This is a genomic window from Streptomyces coeruleorubidus, from assembly GCF_028885415.1.
Classification (GTDB): Bacteria; Actinomycetota; Actinomycetes; order Streptomycetales; family Streptomycetaceae; genus Streptomyces; species Streptomyces coeruleorubidus_A.
In genome coordinates, this window is sequence record NZ_CP118527.1 from 7,475,139 (window position 1) to 7,491,610 (window position 16,472).

Sequence of the window (16,472 nt, forward strand, 5' to 3'; positions counted from 1 at the left end):
TCGTAGACTCGGCGCGTGAGCCACAACCAAGTGACGCCCGGCGACAACGCTTCTGATCGACCTCTTTGGGAGCGGTCCGGATCAGAGTTGAAGCATCTGGCCGAGCTCCGGCCGGAGGAACTGTACGAAGCGGCGGAGCAGTTGTGCCGGCGGGTGTCCGGCGAGGGAACCGGCGGCGCCTCTGTGGCGCGGGCCGTCGGGCGGATCGCCGAGGCCCTCGCCGACACGCGGTCGCGGGATTGTGCGACCTTTGCCGTGGACATCGTGGGTCGACTGCTGCCCCCCGAGGCCACGGATCGCGGGGAAGCCGATCGGTTGCCGCGCTCGGTGGCCGCGAAGCTGGTGAAGGCTCAGCACCTGCGGGACCTTGAGCCTCTGTTCGGTGAGTTGCCGGACGGAATGCAAGGTCCGGCGGTCGAATTGCGGGCCTGTCTCCTCGGGGAGCTGGCGCTGATCGGCTCAGGGGCCGGTCGGCGCACCCTGGACGCGTACGCCGAAAGGCTGCGTGAGCTGGGACACCCGCTGGCTCGGCTGCCCAGGACGCGACTGGACATCGAGCATCGCTTCACGGTTCGTGTCCGGGGACTGGGGCCGATCAAGACGTCGAAGCAGCTCCGGTCGCGTTTCCCGGAGGTTCCCTCGACCGACAGCGGTACGGTCGCGGGCCGCGGGGCCGGTGACACACGAGACGACGAGAGGGCGAAGGCGGCTGCCCGGCCGTTCACGGCCGGTGGATGGGCCTGTGAGCCTGAGGCACGGTTCTTCACGCTGCCGAGCCCACTCGGTCCGGACGACTTCGGTATCTCCTTCATCAAGGAACTGCCCCTGCAGTGCCTGGCAGGCGAAGGCCGACGGGGCAGCGCGCTCGCCTGCGCGACGACACCCGACGATGTGCTCAACGAACTCTTCTCGGCTGCGTACAACGGCGGAGTGAACGGGCAGGGACAGGGCGGGGCGTACGCGCGGCTGCATGCCTGGGACAGTCTGTACGCGCTCATGGGGCTGCCCGCCGACGTACCGTTTCTGGAAGCGGTGCGGGGCGCCGCAGATCACCGGTGGCTGCGGTTCATGGCGTTCACGGACTGGTTCCACCACGACACGTCGGACGTGGCTTTCGCCGTACTCGATCCCACCCGGACTCGGGTCACGGTGCTGGCGGCGACCGATACCGACGTGGACTGCGACGTTCTCGGGTAGTCATGGTGCGGACATGGCTGGGGGGAGGCACGGTGCCGACCGGCACCCGGATCAGCACCCGCCGCAGCAGCTGCCCAAGGCTCAGTCCCGCGGGGCGCTCGTCCTCGAACGCCACCCTGGTGGCCGGCAGGGCAAGCCCGGCCAAGAAGACGGCAAGAACCGCGCCCACCAAGACCGCTGACCACCGCAGCCCCCGGTACCGGGCAGCCGTGTCGAGTCCGAGATCGGCGCGGGTGAGACCGCCCCACCGGACGATCACCAGCAGCGCGGCAGCCGCGACCACGCAGGTGGGTACGTAGGCGTCGGGCGCGAGCCGATTGTTGAGCCCCTACCCGGCGCTGGTGCACGCGGCAGCGCCGCCAACGACGCGGTCTTCACGTGGCCCGGACGACTGGGAGCAGTGCTCCCAGCCCAAGTCCCAGAGAAATCCCTCAGGCGCCGCCCACCCCGTCCAGACCCGCGTCAGTGCAGGTCGGACGGGGTGCGGCGGCTCCCGCCGTTCAGATGTCCCGGAACGTCTCGATCTGCGCCCCGATCGAGTTCAGCCGCTCCGCCAGGTCCTCGTAACCCCGGTTGATGACATACACGTTGCGCAGCACCGACGTGCCCTCGGCCGCCATCATCGCCAGGAGGACGACCACGGCGGGGCGCAGGGCGGGCGGGCACATCATCTCGGCGGCGCGCCAGCGGGTCGGGCCCTCGACCAGGACGCGGTGCGGGTCGAGGAGCTGGAGGCGGCCGCCGAGGCGGTTCAGGTCCGTCAGGTAGATCGCGCGGTTGTCGTAGACCCAGTCGTGGATGAGGGTCTTGCCCTGGGCGACCGCCGCGATGGCCGCGAAGAACGGGACGTTGTCGATGTTCAGGCCGGGGAACGGCATGGGGTGGATCTTGTCGATCGGCGCCTCCAGCTTGGAGGGCCGGACGGTGAGGTCGACCAGCCGGGTGCGGCCGTTGTCGGCGAAGTACTCGGGCGTGCGGTCGTGGTCGAGGCCCATCTCCTCCAGCACGGCCAGCTCGATCTCCAGGAACTCGATCGGCACCCGACGCACCGTCAGCTCCGACTCGGTGACCACGGCCGCCGCGACCAGGCTCATCGCCTCGACCGGGTCCTCGGAGGGGGAGTAGTCCACGTCGACGTCGATGGTCGGCACGCCGTGCACCGTGAGCGTGGTGGTGCCGATGCCGTCGACCTTGACGCCGAGGGCCTCCAGGAAGAAGCACAGGTCCTGGACCATGTAGTTGGAGGACGCGTTGCGGATGACGGTGATGCCGTCGTGCCGGGCGGCGGCGAGCAGCGCGTTCTCGGTCACCGTGTCGCCGCGCTCGGTCAGCACGATCGGACGGTCGGGGCGGACCGAGCGGTCCACCACGGCGTGGTACTGGCCCTCGGTGGCGGCGATGTCCAGACCGAACCGGCGCAGCGCGATCATGTGCGGCTCGACCGTGCGCGTGCCGAGGTCGCAGCCGCCGGCGTAGGGCAGCTTGAAGTGGTCCATGCGGTGCAGCAGCGGACCGAGGAACATGATGATGGAGCGGGTGCGGCGGGCCGCGTCCGCGTCGATCGACGCCAGGTCCAGCTCGGCCGACGGCACGATCTCCAGGTCGACACCGTCGTTGATCCACCGGGTGCGCACGCCGATCGAGCCCAGCACCTCCAGGAGGCGGTACACCTCCTCGATACGGGCGACGCGGCGCAGCACCGTGCGCCCCTGGTTGAGCAGTGAGGCGCACAGCAGTGCGACACACGCGTTCTTGCTCGTCTTGACGTCGATGGCGCCGGAGAGCCGGCGACCACCGACGACCCGCAGGTGCATCGGACCGGCGTAGCCGAGGGACACGATCTCGCTGTCGAGGGCCTCCCCGATGCGCGCGATCATCTCAAGGCTGATGTTCTGGTTGCCGCGCTCGATCCGGTTCACGGCACTCTGGCTGGTTCCGAGCGCCTCGGCCAGCTGCGCCTGGGTCCAGCCCCGGTGCTGCCGGGCGTCACGGATGAGCTTGCCGATGCGTACGAGGTAGTCGTCTGCCATGCGGTTGAGGTTATCTCAGATATGAGATGGTGCCCGACCGGGGGGTCCGTTCGGGTGATGGGAAGTCAATCCTCCCTGGTCGCTTCAGTGTCGGCGAGTGGTGCGCGTGCGTCGCCACCCGAAAGGTCCGGGCAAATCCATCGATGTCGTACGACGTCCCGTACTGCTGCGGGTGTAACGCGGGCCGTTCTTTCCGCCGCCGGTCGTGATGGACCAGGAGCGCTTGTTGATGTTCAGACGCACCCCCGGAAGGATCCGGAAACTCTTGCGGAACGTGAGCGGCATGCCTGTCTCCTCTCCGTTCGTGGCGTGGATACCTGGTTCGGATACCCCGGAGAGGGGCGCGCATGACCGCATGACGGACGCCGGGGCATGACCAACCGGCCTCGGTGTACTAGAGTTATCTCGACATCGAGATATCTGCCGAGGAGCACCGCAGCCGCCACCCCGGTAAGGCTCACCTAACTTAGCCTTACCTTAGCGGATCGGTCGAGATGCCGTGGCGGCAGGATCGTGGTGGTACGCGCACATCAATGAAGGAGACTGTCGTGTCGGCGAACAGCTTCGACGCCCGCAGCACGCTGCAGGTGGGCGACGAGTCGTACGAGATCTTCCGGCTGGACAAGGTGGAGGGCTCGGCCCGCCTTCCGTACAGCCTCAAGGTCCTGCTGGAGAACCTGCTCCGCACCGAGGACGGCGCGAACATCACCGCCGACCACATCCGCGCCCTCGGCGGCTGGGACTCGCAGGCCCAGCCGTCGCAGGAGATCCAGTTCACGCCGGCCCGCGTGATCATGCAGGACTTCACGGGCGTTCCCTGCGTCGTGGACCTCGCGACCATGCGTGAGGCCGTGAAGGAGCTGGGCGGCGACCCGGCGAAGATCAACCCGCTGGCGCCGGCCGAGCTGGTCATCGACCACTCCGTCATCGCCGACAAGTTCGGCACGAACGAGGCCTTCAAGCAGAACGTCGAGCTGGAGTACGGCCGCAACAGGGAGCGCTACCAGTTCCTGCGCTGGGGCCAGACCGCCTTCGACGAGTTCAAGGTCGTCCCGCCCGGCACCGGCATCGTCCACCAGGTGAACATCGAGCACCTGGCCCGCACCGTGATGGTGCGAGGCGGCCAGGCGTACCCCGACACCCTCGTCGGCACCGACTCGCACACCACCATGGTCAACGGCCTCGGTGTGCTGGGCTGGGGCGTCGGCGGCATCGAGGCCGAGGCCGCGATGCTCGGCCAGCCGGTCTCGATGCTCATCCCGCGCGTCGTCGGCTTCAAGCTGACCGGTGAGCTCACCCCCGGCACCACCGCCACCGACCTCGTGCTGACCATCACCGAGATGCTCCGCAAGCACGGCGTCGTCGGCAAGTTCGTCGAGTTCTACGGCGAGGGCGTCGCCGCCACCTCGCTCGCGAACCGCGCCACCATCGGCAACATGTCGCCGGAGTTCGGTTCCACCGCCGCGATCTTCCCGATCGACGACGAGACCATCAAGTACCTGAAGCTCACCGGCCGCTCCGAGCAGCAGCTCGCGCTCGTCGAGGCGTACGCCAAGGAGCAGGGCCTCTGGCTGGACCCGAAGGCCGAGCCCGACTTCTCCGAGAAGCTGGAGCTCGACCTGTCGACGGTCGTGCCGTCCATCGCAGGCCCGAAGCGTCCGCAGGACCGTATCGTCCTCGCGAACGCCGCCGAGCAGTTCAAGCAGGACGTCCGTAACTACGTCGACAGCGTGGACGAGGCGGGCCAGGAGTCCTTCCCGGCCTCCGACGCCCCGGCCGTGGCCCCGAACGGCGCTCCGTCCAACCCGGTCACCGTGACCGCCCCCGACGGCTCGACGTACGAGATCGACCACGGAGCCGTGACGGTCGCGGCCATCACCTCCTGCACCAACACCTCCAACCCATACGTCATGGTCGCCGCCGCCCTGGTCGCCAAGAAGGCGGTCGAGAAGGGCCTGACCCGCAAGCCGTGGGTCAAGACCACCCTCGCCCCGGGCTCCAAGGTCGTCACCGACTACTTCGACAAAGCGGGCCTGACCCCGTACCTCGACAAGGTCGGCTTCAACCTCGTCGGCTACGGCTGCACCACCTGCATCGGCAACTCCGGCCCGCTGCCGGAGGAGGTCTCCAAGGCCGTCAACGACCACGACCTCGCGGTCACCTCGGTCCTCTCCGGCAACCGGAACTTCGAGGGCCGCATCAACCCCGACGTCAAGATGAACTACCTGGCGTCCCCGCCGCTGGTCGTGGCCTACGCCCTCGCGGGCTCCATGAAGGTGGACATCACCCGTGACGCCCTGGGCACCGACCAGGACGGCAACCCGGTCTTCCTGAAGGACATCTGGCCCTCCGAGGCCGAGGTGAACGACGTCGTCGCCAACGCCATCGGCGAGGACATGTTCTCCAAGTCCTACTCGGACGTCTTCGCGGGCGACGCCCAGTGGCAGGCGCTGCCGATCCCGACCGGCAACACCTTCGAGTGGGACCCCGAGTCGACCTACGTCCGCAAGCCCCCGTACTTCGAGGGCATGACGATGGAGACCACCCCGGTCTCCGACATCTCCGGCGCCCGTGTGCTGGCCAAGCTGGGCGACTCGGTCACCACCGACCACATCTCCCCGGCCGGTGCGATCAAGGCCGACACCCCGGCGGGCAAGTACCTCACCGAGCACGGCGTCGAGCGTCGCGACTTCAACTCCTACGGCTCCCGCCGCGGCAACCACGAGGTCATGATCCGCGGTACGTTCGCCAACATCCGCCTGCGCAACCAGATCGCGCCGGGCACCGAGGGCGGCTACACGCGTGACTTCACGCAGGAGGGCGGGCCGGTCTCCTTCATCTACGACGCCTCGCAGAACTACCAGGCCGCCGGCATCCCGCTGGTCGTCCTGGCCGGCAAGGAGTACGGCTCCGGCTCCTCCCGCGACTGGGCCGCCAAGGGCACCGCGCTCCTCGGCGTCAAGGCCGTCATCGCCGAGTCGTACGAGCGCATCCACCGCTCGAACCTCATCGGCATGGGCGTCCTGCCGCTCCAGTTCCCGGAGGGCGCCTCGGCCCAGTCCCTCGGCCTGACCGGCGAGGAGACCTTCTCCATCACCGGCGTCACCGAGCTCAACGAGGGCACCACCCCGCGCACGGTGAAGGTCACCACCGACACCGGCGTCGAGTTCGACGCGGTCGTCCGCATCGACACCCCCGGTGAGGCGGACTACTACCGCAACGGCGGCATCATGCAGTACGTGCTGCGCAGCCTGATCCGCAAGTAAGCGGACCGGCAAGGCAGTTCACGGCAGTTCGAGGGCCGCGTTCCCGGGTGACCGGGGGCGCGGCCCGCGCCGTTGAGGCCAGGGCCGGGTGACCGCCGGCACGGGGTCATCGCCCGCGCTCAGGCTGAACACAGGGTTCCCCCAGCGGGCCGGGACAGGATCGGTACATGTCTGGCACCCCTGGGTCACTGCGCACCCGGCTCCTCGTCCGTATCGGTGCCGTCCTCGTCGCCGTCTGTGCCGCGACGGCGCTCGCCGGCGTCCTCGCCCAGCGGGCGTATCTGCTGGACCGACTGGGCGGCCGGGTCAGGGACGCCGCAGAACACGGTCTGGCCCATGCCTCTCTGCGGCCGGACGACGACCGCGACCTGGCGTTCCCCGACGGGACCGGGCACCCCGACGGGCAGCTCGCGGCCCGGCTCGACGCGCACGGCGGGCACGCGGGTGTGCGAAGCCAGCCGGGGCACACCGAGTTCACCGTGGACCTTCCTCCCGCTCGGCCGACGGAGGGTGAACCGCCGTCGCGGGCCGGGGCACCGGGGCTCTCCGAGCGGCGGTGACCGCCGGGTCACTCGCCCCGGTACTTCGCCGCCGCTGCCTGAGCGAGGTCCTGCGACTTTTCCAGGGCCGTGTCCACCGACTGCTGCCCGGCGATGGCCGCGGCGATCTGCTCGGAGACCGCCGTACCGAGCACGGCGAACTCGGGAATGCCCAGGAATCCGATGCCGGTGTAGGGGCGGGGGGCGACGCCGGGGTTCTTCGGGTCGGCGGAGTCGGTCGCCGCCGTGTACTCCTGCCGGTACCAGGCGCCGGCCGCCTGCTGGTACTCGGGGTTGGCGTAGAGCGACTTGCGGTTCCCGGCGGGCGCCGCCGTCCAGCCCACCTCCTGCCCGACCAGCTCCTGGTACTCCTTGGAGGAGGCCCAGGAGATGAACTCCCAGGCGGCGTCCTTGTCGTCGGAGGCCTGCTGGACGCCCCACGCCCAGGTCCACAGCCAGCCCGCCTTCTCGGTCCGGTCGTGCGGGGCCGGGACGTAGCCGACCTTGCCCTTGACCGAGGAACCGTCGGCCTCGATCGACGAGGCCAGCGACGTGGCGTCGTACATCATGGCGCACTTGCCCGCGACGAAGCGGTCGAGGATCTCCAGCACGCCCATCCGTTCGGCGCCGGGCTGGCCGTGGGAGCGCAGCAGGTCGACGTAGAAGCCGACGGCCTTCTTGAACTCGGGTGAGGTCAGGCGCGCGTTCCAGTCCATGTCGTACCAGGCGCCGCCGAAGGTGTTGACGACCGTGTTGATGGGGGCGAGGTTCTGGCCCCAGCCGGGCAGGCCGCGCAGGCAGATGCCGCTCGCGCCGTCGGTGCCGTCGACCTGGGCGGCGAGGTCGGCGACCTGCTCCCAGGTCGGGTTCGGCGGCATGGTCAGCCCGTCCTTGCGGAAGAGGTCCTTGCGGTACATCAGGAAGGAACCCTCGCCGTAGAACGGCTCGGCGTAGAGCCTGCCGTCCTCGCCGGTCAGCGAGGACACCAGGTTCGGGAAGACGTCGTCCTGGTCGAAGTCCTCGTCGGCCTTCACATAGGAATCCAGCGGGGCGAGCCAGCCGTTGTCCGAGTAGATCGGCACCTCGTAGGCGCTCACGCTCGCCACGTCGTAGCGGCCGGCCTGGGTCGCGAACTCGCGGTTCATCCGCTCCCGCGCCTCGTTCTCCGGCAGCAGGGTGTAGTCGACCGTGATGCCGGTCTCAGCGGTGAAGTGCTTCTTGGTGAGCTTCTGCAGGGTCTGCACCTGGGGCACGTCCGTGGCGAGCACGCTGAGGTCGGCCTGCTCGCCGCCGGGCGGGTCCGTGTCACCGCATCCGGCGAGGACCAGGCCTGCGACGGCCGTGGCGGCCACGGCCGCCCGGACGAGGCGGCTGCGTTTCATGGCATTCCGACCTTTACCCACCTTTGCTGTTTCTTAGGCATTTCGGGACAAATTCATGATTCAGGGGCGGCCCCGCCGGGCCGCCGCGCGTCTGGAGAGCGCGTCGGCCGCGACGGCGGCCAGCAGCACCCCACCCGTGATCATGAACTGCACGGCGTCCTCCACCCCCAGCAGCCCCATGCCCGAGGCGATCGACTGGATGACCAGCACACCGAGCAGCACGGACCAGGGCGAGCCACGCCCGCCGAACAGGCTCGTACCGCCGATGACGGCCGCGGCGATCGCGTTGATCAGCAGCATCCCGGAACCGGCGGCGCGGGCCGTCGTGGGGCTCGCCGAGGTCAGGCCCGAGGCCACGAACAGCCCGCCGATCGCGGCCAGAGTCCCGGACACCATGAACATCGCGACCCGCACCCGCTCCACGGCGATGCCCGCCCGCCGCGCCGCCTCGACCCCGCCGCCGAGCGCGTACACCCGCCGCCCCCAACGGGTGCGGCGCAGCACGTAGTCCGAGACGACGAGGACCACCAGGAAGATCAGCAGCGCGAGCGGCAGCCCCTGGAACCGGTTGAGCGTGTGGGCCGCGGCGAAGACGAGCACCGCGAGGACACCGGTGCGCAACCAGATCTCGCCCGTCGGCCGGTACGGCATCCCGGCGGCCCGGTGCCGGGCGCGCTTGCGGTGGGCGGCCAGGAAGTAACCGGCCGTGCCGAGCGCCGCCACCGCGTAGGCCGCCACGTCGTCACCGAAGTGCCGGCTGGTCAGGGAGGCGACCAGGCCCTCCTCGTCGATGTTGATGGTGCCGCTCGCGCCCAGCAGGTCGAGCGTCAGGCCGTTCCAGATCAGCAGCCCCGCGAGGGTCACGACGAACGCGGGCACGCCGAGCCAGGCGAAGAACAACCCGTGGAAGGCGCCCACCGCCATGCCCGCGGCGATCGCCACGATCACCGCGAGCCCCTCCGGCATCCCGTGGTTCACGTTCAGCACGGCGAAGGCGGCCCCCGCCAGGCCGCTGACCGAGCCGACCGACAGATCGATCTCCCGGATCAGCAGCACGAACACGATGCCGACGGCGACCAGACCGGTCCCGACGATGTCCACGCTCAGGTTGGACAGGTTGCGCGGCGAGAGGAACTTGTCGTCCAGCGCCTGGAAGACGATCCAGATCACGATCAGCCCGGCGATCACCAGCAGCGGCCCGCGCTCGGCGTCCCGCACACTGCCGCGCATCTCCAGGGCGTAGTCGCGCAGACTGCCGGGCCAGCCGCGGGTGCGCGGCCCGCGGCCGGGTGCGACCGGCCCGGCGCCGCCGCCCGTCCCGGCGGTTCCGCCGCCCCGGTGCGGCCCGCCCCCGGTCACGGCCACGCCTCCTCGTTGCCCTTCGTGCGATGCGCCACGGCGTTGTCCGCCGCCCCGGTGACGGAGGAGATGATCTGCTCCTGCGTCACGGTGCTCACGTCGAACAGACCGTTGTTGCGGCCCAGCCGCAGCACGGCGACCCGGTCCGCGACGGCCTTGATGTCGCCCATGTTGTGACTGATGAGGATGATCGCCATACCGCGGTCGCGCACCTCCTCGATGAGGTCGAGCAGATGGCTGGTCTGCTCGACCCCGAGGGCGGCGGTGGGCTCGTCGAGCAGCAGGACCTTGGGTGCGCCCATGAGCGAGCGGGAGATCGCGACGGCCTGCCGCTGCCCGGCGGACAGCGTGGCGACCGGCATGCGCACGTCGGGGATACGGATCGACAGGGCCCGCATCAGATCGCGGGCGCGGCGCTCCATCTCCACCTCGTCGAGGACGCCCACCCGGTCGATCTCCCGGCCGAGGAAGAGATTGCCCACGACATCGAGGTTGTCGCACATGGCGAGGTCCTGGTAAACGGTCGCGATGCCCAGGGCGTGGGCGTCGTGCGGGCGTTTGATCTGCACGCGCCGCCCCTGCCACTCGATGACGCCCCGGTCGGCGGGGCTCACGCCCGAGATCACCTTGATCAGCGTGGACTTGCCGGCGCCGTTGTCGCCCGCCAGAGCCACGACCTCACCGGCCCGGACCTGGAGGTCGACGTCCACGAGCGCCTGTACGCCGCCGAACCGCTTGGATATGCCACGCAACGCCAGTACGGGTGGATGGGCCACCGGGGATCACCTCCCTCACCGGGTGAGCCCGATCCGGTCGCAGGCCGACCGGAGCTTCGGGGTGCAGATCTGGTCGATCGTGTAGACGCCGTCCCGGACGAGCGTCCGCCCGACGGTCTCGGCCGTGACGGAGACCGGGTCGAGCAGCACCGACGGGACGTCCTTCGTGGTGGGGCTGTCCACGGTCGACGTGACGAGGGCGTCGAGGTCGTTGCCGCGCGCCAGGGCGACGGCCATGGCGGAGGCCGCCTCGGTCTCCTGCCGGAAGGGCTTGTAGACGGTCATGTACTGCTCGCCCTTGACGATGCGCCGCACGGCGTCGAGGTCGGCGTCCTGGCCGGTGACCGGGGGCAGCGGCGAGACGCGGGCGCTCTTGAGCGCCGCGATGACGCCGGCGGCGATCGAGTCGTTGGCCGCGAGCACGCCGTCGATCTGATCCGGGTGGAGGGCGCTGATCGCGGCGGACATGTGGTCGTGCGCGTTCTCCGTGCGCCAGCCGAGGGTGTTGTACGACTTGAGGATCCGCACCCTGTCCTGGAGCACGGACCGCGCGCCGCCCTCGTACCAGGCGGCGTTGGGGCTGGAGGGGTCGCCGTTCACCATGACGACGCCGCCGTCGTCGGCCCTGGCTCCCATGCCCTTCAGCAGTGCCTCGCCCTGGAGTCTGCCGACCCGGCCGCCGTCGAAACTGACGAAACCCGAGATCGGGCCCTCGGCGAGCCGGTCGTAGGCGACGACCGGGATGCCCGCGCGGTCCGCCGCGCGGACCGAGGAGCGCAGCGCCTTGGGGTCGACGACGTCCAGGATCAGGGCGGAGACGCCCCTGGTGATCATGGAGTTCATCTGGTGCCGCTGGCTCGCCGCGTCGTTCTCCGCGTTGGCGTACACGACCCTGCAGTCCGGGCACAGCTCCTTCACCCGCTTCTCGATCAGGGGCTTGTCGGACTGCTCCCAGCGGGGCACCGCGCGGCTCGGCAGCAGCAGCCCGATGGTGAGCTCGCCCTCGCCCTGCCCGCCGTCCTCGGTACAGCCGGCCGACGCCACCGCCATGACAGCCGCGACGAGCCAGGCCCCCACCCGCCACCTACGGCCCCTCATCCCGGACCTCCCTCCTTGTCCCGGCCTCGTCCCCGGGGGTTGCTCCGGTCCGGGGCCCGGCCGCCGCGGGGTTCCGGGGTCGGCCTTGGCCCGCGTCCGGGTTCGGGGGTTCCGGGTTCTCGTTCCGGCTGCGGGGCTGGTCGTGGTCCCGGCTTCGGGGCGAGGCCCGGCCTCCGTTGCCGTCCGGGGTGGGTTCCGGGTTCTCGTTCCGGCTGCGGGGCTGGTCGTGGTCCCGGCTTCGGGGTGAGGCCCGGCCTCCGTTGCCGTCCGGGGTGGGTTCCGGGTTCTCGTTCCGGCTGCGGGACTGGTCGCGGTCCCGGTTTCGGCCTGAGGCCCGGCCTCCGTTCCCGTCCCGCCCGTTCCGCTGCGAGGCACGGCCTCCGCCCCGGTCGCGGATGCGGCCGATGCCCCAGCCCCGGTTGCGGCCGATGCCCCAGCCCCGGTCCCGGCCGGCCTGCCGTTCCTCTGCCGGCTCCACCCACGGTTCCGGTAGCGGCTCCGCTTCCGGTTCCCGGTCCGCCTCCTGCTCCTGGCGAGACACGACGATCTCGCTCCACACCTGCTTGCCGCCCCCGACCGGCACCGAGCCCCAGGCCGCCGACAGCGCCTCCACCAGGAAGAGCCCCCGGCCGCCGGTCGACTCCCAGTCCACGACCACCGGCTTGGCCGGCGCCCGCGGGGAGGAGTCGCTCACGGTCACCCGCAGCCGGTCCGCGGCCAGGGTCAGGTCCAGCCGCAGCGCACCCTGCGTGTGCACGAGCGCGTTGGTGACCAGTTCGGACACCACCAGCAGCACGGTGTCGGCCTCGGCCACGACGTCCCACGAACGCAGCGTGCGCGCGCTGAACCGGCGGGCGTGCATGACCGCGTCCGGCAGCCGCCACACCACCCAGCCCGCCCGCACCGGCCGCACCCGCATCCCGTCGTAGCGCAGCAGCAGCAACGCCACGTCGTCCTCCCGGCGGCCGGCCTCGCCGAGCAGGTCGTCCGCCATCCGCCCCGGGTCGGAGGGATCGGCCGCGGCGAGCGCCTCGCCCACGATCCGCATGCCCTCGTCCAGGTCCAGTTCGGCCGACTCGACCAGGCCGTCCGTCACCAGCGCGAGCACCGTGCCGGGCGCCAGCGCCAGCGCCGTCATCGGGAACTCCGCGTCCTCCAGCACGCCCAGCGGCAGCCCGCCCTCGACCGTGATCTCCTCCGTGCCGCCGTCGGGATGACGCAGCAGCGGGGACAGATGCCCGGCCCGCACGAACAGGGCGTTGCCCTCCTCCATGTCCAGCTCGACATAGCAGCACGTGGCGAACAGGTCGGTCTCCATGCCGACGAGCAGCCGGTTGGCGTGCGCGACGACCACGTCCGGCGGATGACCCTCCACGGCGTAGGCCCGGACCGCGGTGCGCATCTGGCCCATGATCGTCGCGGCTCCGGCACTGTGCCCCTGCACATCACCGATGACCAGGGCCACCTTCCCCTCCGACAGCGCGATCACGTCGTACCAGTCGCCGCCCACCTGGAGCCCGCGCCGGGCGGGCAGATAACGGGCCACTGCGGTGCCCCCGGGCAACAGGGGCAGACGGCGCGGCAGCAGGCTGCGCTGGAGCATCGTCGCGAGTTCCTGCTCGGCGTCGTAGGCGTGCGCGCGGATCAGGGCCTGTCCCACCAGCCCCGCGGTCGCCGTCAGCAGGGCCCGCTCCTCGGGCGCGAACTCGTGCGGCGCGTCCCAGCCGACCAGGCACACCCCGGCAACCCTGCCCTTGGCCGGCAGCGGCAGGACCGCGAGCCCGCCGGGGCCGATCCCCGCGAGCCCTGGTTCCAGCACGGCACCCGCCGGCCACAGGCTCATCCGCCCGTCGCGCAGCGCCGCCAGGAGCGTGGGCAGGGCGGTGACCGGCGCGTCGGGCCACTCCGAGCGCCACTCGGAACGCCACAGCTCCGGCCAGGCACCGGCACCCGGCGGATCGAGCACGGTGACCGCCAGCCGGTCCTCCAGCAGCTCGGCGAGCGCCACCCGGTCGGCACCCAGCGGCTCGCGCAGCGCGGCGACCACCACGCGGCTGACGTCCCGGACCGTCGTGGCGTCGTCGAGCGCGGCCGTCAGCCACTGGATCCGGGCGACGTCGCTTGCGCTCCGGCGCAGGACGGGAGCCGCGGTCACCACACCCAGCACCCGCTCCGGGACGCCGTCGGACCCTTTCAGCACGCGGCAGGACAGGCGCAGCCAGCACAGTTCACCGGTGGCCCGGCGGGTACGGAACTCCAGCTCCCGGCGCCCGGGTGTCTGCGGGGACGGTTCGAGAACCGACAACAGGGCCGGGACGTCCTCCGGGACGCTGTACGAGAGCAGAGTGTCGGTCTTGCCGTCGAAGCCGCCCTCGGGGATGCCGACCAGTTCCAGCAGGGCCGGGTCGGTCTCGACCAGCCCGGTGCCGGGTGCCAGGGCGAAGGAACCGACCCCCAGCGCACGCAGGGCGGAATCGAGCAGGGGCGAGGGAGCGGACCGGTCGGCCTCCCCCCGGAGCCGCCCGGCGACCGCCTCGGCATACCGCTGCAGAAACTCCCGCTGCTCGGCCCCGAACCCCTCCCCGGCCTCTCCCACCACGACCAGGCATCCCAGCCACCCGCCGGCGGCCCCCAGCGGCACCGCCCCGAGCGGCGCGCCGGCGGCTCCGCCTTCCTGCCGACCCGCGAGCCACAGCGGCCGCCCGTTGCGAAAGGCCTCGACCACGGCAGGCCCACTGTCTCCCGACGCCTCCGCGTAGCCCGGTGCCGGGGCGGGCGAGGTGCCCCCGCCGTGCCGCACGCGACTGGGCAGCCCGTACCGCTCCGGCTCGGCACCGGCCGACTCCACCAGCCGGAGCTCCGCACCGTCCTCGCTCCGTACGTACACCGCCGCCAGCGTCACCCCGGCGAACGTCAGGACCCGTTCCCGCGCGGCGGACTCCGGCGTGGTACGCGGCGAACCGGTGCCCTCGTTCCCCGGCGCCCGAAGGCCGGGGGCCGCGGTCCGGGCATCGCCGTGATGGGGCATGTCCGCATCCACCTCCCGTCCATGCCGTGGCTACCGGCAGGTGGGAGTCCCCGGAACTCAGGCGACGACGACGCGGCGGATCCACGCCCCACATGAGCGGCAGGGCACCCACACAACAGAATCGCATACCTGGATAACAGTGACATATGGGACCGACGGGCCGGCTCGGCCGTCGGTCCGGTGATTTCCGGCCACGCGCGTCTCCCACGAGCCGCCGCCCGTTAACGTTGCGCCGCATGGCCCACACCGAGATCGAGATCACGGCGGCACTGGTCCGGGAGCTGCTGCGCGATCAGCACCCCGACCTGGCCGATCGCCCTGTGCGGCTCGGCGCGCGCGGCTGGGACAACCAGCTCTGGCGCCTCGGTGACGACCTGGCCGTCCGGTTGCCGTGGACGACGCAGTCCGCCGACGCGCTGCTGCGCAAGGCACACACCTGGGTCCCCTCCCTCGCCCCGCATCTGCCGCTGAAGGTCCCCGTCCCGCAGCGCCTCGGCGAACCCTCCGAGCGCTTCCCGCGGCCCTGGATCGTCACCACCTGGGTCCAGGGCACTCCCGCCGACCGCGCCCCCGCCACCCGCGCCGCGGAATCGGCCGAGGCCCTGGCCACGTTCCTGACGGCTCTGCATCGCCCCGCTCCCGACGACGCACCCCTTGGCCGTGGCCGCGGCGGCCCCCTGTCCGACACCGCCGAGGGGTTCGCCCAGCAGCTCGCCGAGGCCACGGAGATGGGACTGCTCCCGGACCCGGACGGGGTCCGCGCGGTCTGGGAGGACGCCGCAGCCGCGCCCGAATGGACGGGCCCGGCGATGTGGCTCCACGGCGACCTGCACCCGGCCAACATCCTCACCGCCGACGGCACGTTCTGCGGCGTGATCGAACTTCGGCGACCTCTGCGCGGGCGACCCGGCCCTTGACCTCGCCGCCGCCTGGATCCTGCTGCCGGACGGCGCCGCCGACCGCTTCCACGACACCTACCGGCCGGCCCCGGACCCCGCGATCCTGCGCCGCGCCCGCGGCTGGGCCGTCCTGCGCGCCCTGCCTGCATCCTCATCGGCGAGGCCGGCGTCCGGGGCCGCCCCGGCGGCAAGCCCACCTGGGGCCCACCGGCCCACAGGGCCCTGCGCCGCCTCGCGACGGCGGACACCCCCTAGTGCTGGATTCCTCAAACGGTGTACACGTATCGGCGTCGCAGTGAGCGAGTCGGTGGTGCGGGTCTTCCCCCTACCCAGGGCCGGCCCCGGGAGTTGAGCTGGGATGTTGCGAGGTGGGTGGCGTGTTCGATTTCGGCTTTTCAATGAGAACAACGACACGAGGGGGAGCCAGATGTCCGTCGTCCGCAGGGGCGCTCTGACCGCCGTTCCGTTCGGCATCGCCACCGTTGCCTACGTCGGTGTGTTTCTGGCGAGCTACGACCGGCTGCCCGGGCGGATCGCCACCCACTTCTCGGCAGACGGTGGGGCTGACGGCTTCACGAGCCGGGTCGCCACGCTGTGGTTCGGCGGTGGCATGCTCGTCGGTCTCGGACTGCTGTTCACCGTCCTGGCCCTGGTCTCCAAGGAGAGTTCGGGGTCGAGGCTGACCGCCGCGGTCGGAGCCGGCACGGCCGTCACGCTCGGCTACCCGTTGGTCCTCACCGTCCTTGTCAACACGGACGTCCAGCACTCGGCTGAGGTGCAACTGCCCATGGGGCATGTGGCCGTGCTGCTGCCCGCGGGCGTGGCCACGGGCGGGCTGGCCTGGTGGCTGATGAGGCGCGGGGAAGCGTGAGCAGCCATGCTGTTGCGGGCGCCTCCC

Annotated in this window: 11 protein-coding genes and 2 pseudogenes; 6 read left to right on the forward strand and 7 right to left on the reverse strand. The window is 71.2% G+C overall.

Annotated elements, in window-relative coordinates; all coding sequences use genetic code 11:
• Nucleotides 1-15 precede the first annotated feature (15 nt).
• Both PV963_RS34660 and PV963_RS34665 read left to right on the forward strand, forming a co-directional pair.
• Entirely contained in the window at nt 16-1,197 is a 1,182-nt protein-coding gene (locus PV963_RS34660) for a DUF6183 family protein (protein WP_274820410.1), read from the forward strand.
• Between the two features lie 13 nt (nt 1,198-1,210).
• Entirely contained in the window at nt 1,211-1,378 is a 168-nt protein-coding gene (locus PV963_RS34665) for a hypothetical protein (RefSeq protein ID WP_274820411.1), read from the forward strand.
• A 319-nt stretch (nt 1,379-1,697) separates the two neighbouring features.
• Here the strand turns inward: PV963_RS34665 and PV963_RS34670 are convergent, their stop codons facing one another.
• Both PV963_RS34670 and PV963_RS34675 read right to left on the reverse strand, forming a co-directional pair.
• Nucleotides 1,698-3,227 carry a helix-turn-helix domain-containing protein gene (locus tag PV963_RS34670; protein ID WP_274820412.1) on the reverse strand — a complete coding sequence of 510 codons (1,530 nt, stop codon included), beginning with the start codon at nt 3,225-3,227 and terminating at the stop codon, nt 1,698-1,700.
• An 84-nt stretch (nt 3,228-3,311) separates the two neighbouring features.
• Nucleotides 3,312-3,512, reverse strand: coding sequence for a DUF4236 domain-containing protein (locus PV963_RS34675; RefSeq protein ID WP_078945495.1), 201 nt, complete (start codon nt 3,510-3,512; stop codon nt 3,312-3,314).
• A 263-nt stretch (nt 3,513-3,775) separates the two neighbouring features.
• On the opposite strand from PV963_RS34675, the gene acnA reads away from it, so the two are divergent.
• Nucleotides 3,776-6,493, forward strand: a complete 2,718-nt coding sequence (gene acnA, locus PV963_RS34680; protein WP_274820413.1) for an aconitate hydratase AcnA — start codon at nt 3,776-3,778, stop codon at nt 6,491-6,493.
• 167 nt (nt 6,494-6,660) lie between these two features.
• Entirely contained in the window at nt 6,661-7,053 is a 393-nt protein-coding gene (locus PV963_RS34685) for a hypothetical protein (RefSeq protein ID WP_274820414.1), read from the forward strand.
• An 8-nt stretch (nt 7,054-7,061) separates the two neighbouring features.
• Here the strand turns inward: PV963_RS34685 and PV963_RS34690 are convergent, their stop codons facing one another.
• From PV963_RS34690 to PV963_RS34710, 5 genes and pseudogenes are all read right to left on the reverse strand, one after another.
• Entirely contained in the window at nt 7,062-8,414 is a 1,353-nt protein-coding gene (locus PV963_RS34690; RefSeq protein ID WP_274820415.1) for an ABC transporter substrate-binding protein, read from the reverse strand.
• A 60-nt stretch (nt 8,415-8,474) separates the two neighbouring features.
• Nucleotides 8,475-9,779, reverse strand: a complete 1,305-nt coding sequence (locus tag PV963_RS34695; RefSeq protein WP_274820416.1) for a sugar ABC transporter permease — start codon at nt 9,777-9,779, stop codon at nt 8,475-8,477.
• Nucleotides 9,770-10,549 (reverse strand): ATP-binding cassette domain-containing protein, encoded by a 780-nt coding sequence (locus PV963_RS34700; protein ID WP_274820417.1) that lies wholly within the window; start codon nt 10,547-10,549, stop codon nt 9,770-9,772. Before PV963_RS34700 ends, PV963_RS34695 begins: the two co-directional genes overlap by 10 nt.
• A gap of 15 nt (nt 10,550-10,564) precedes the next feature.
• A complete protein-coding gene (locus PV963_RS34705) occupies nt 10,565-11,647 on the reverse strand; it encodes a substrate-binding domain-containing protein (protein WP_274820418.1) in 1,083 nt (360 codons plus the stop codon).
• A 526-nt stretch (nt 11,648-12,173) separates the two neighbouring features.
• Nucleotides 12,174-14,675, reverse strand: a pseudogene (locus tag PV963_RS34710) (SpoIIE family protein phosphatase); the annotation flags it as partial.
• A gap of 236 nt (nt 14,676-14,911) precedes the next feature.
• On the opposite strand from PV963_RS34710, the pseudogene PV963_RS34715 reads away from it, so the two are divergent.
• Together PV963_RS34715 and PV963_RS34720 are read left to right on the forward strand one after the other, a co-directional pair.
• A pseudogene (locus PV963_RS34715) lies at nt 14,912-15,829 on the forward strand (aminoglycoside phosphotransferase family protein).
• A gap of 172 nt (nt 15,830-16,001) precedes the next feature.
• Entirely contained in the window at nt 16,002-16,445 is a 444-nt protein-coding gene (locus PV963_RS34720) for a DUF1648 domain-containing protein (protein ID WP_274820419.1), read from the forward strand.
• Nucleotides 16,446-16,472: the final 27 nt, after the last annotated feature.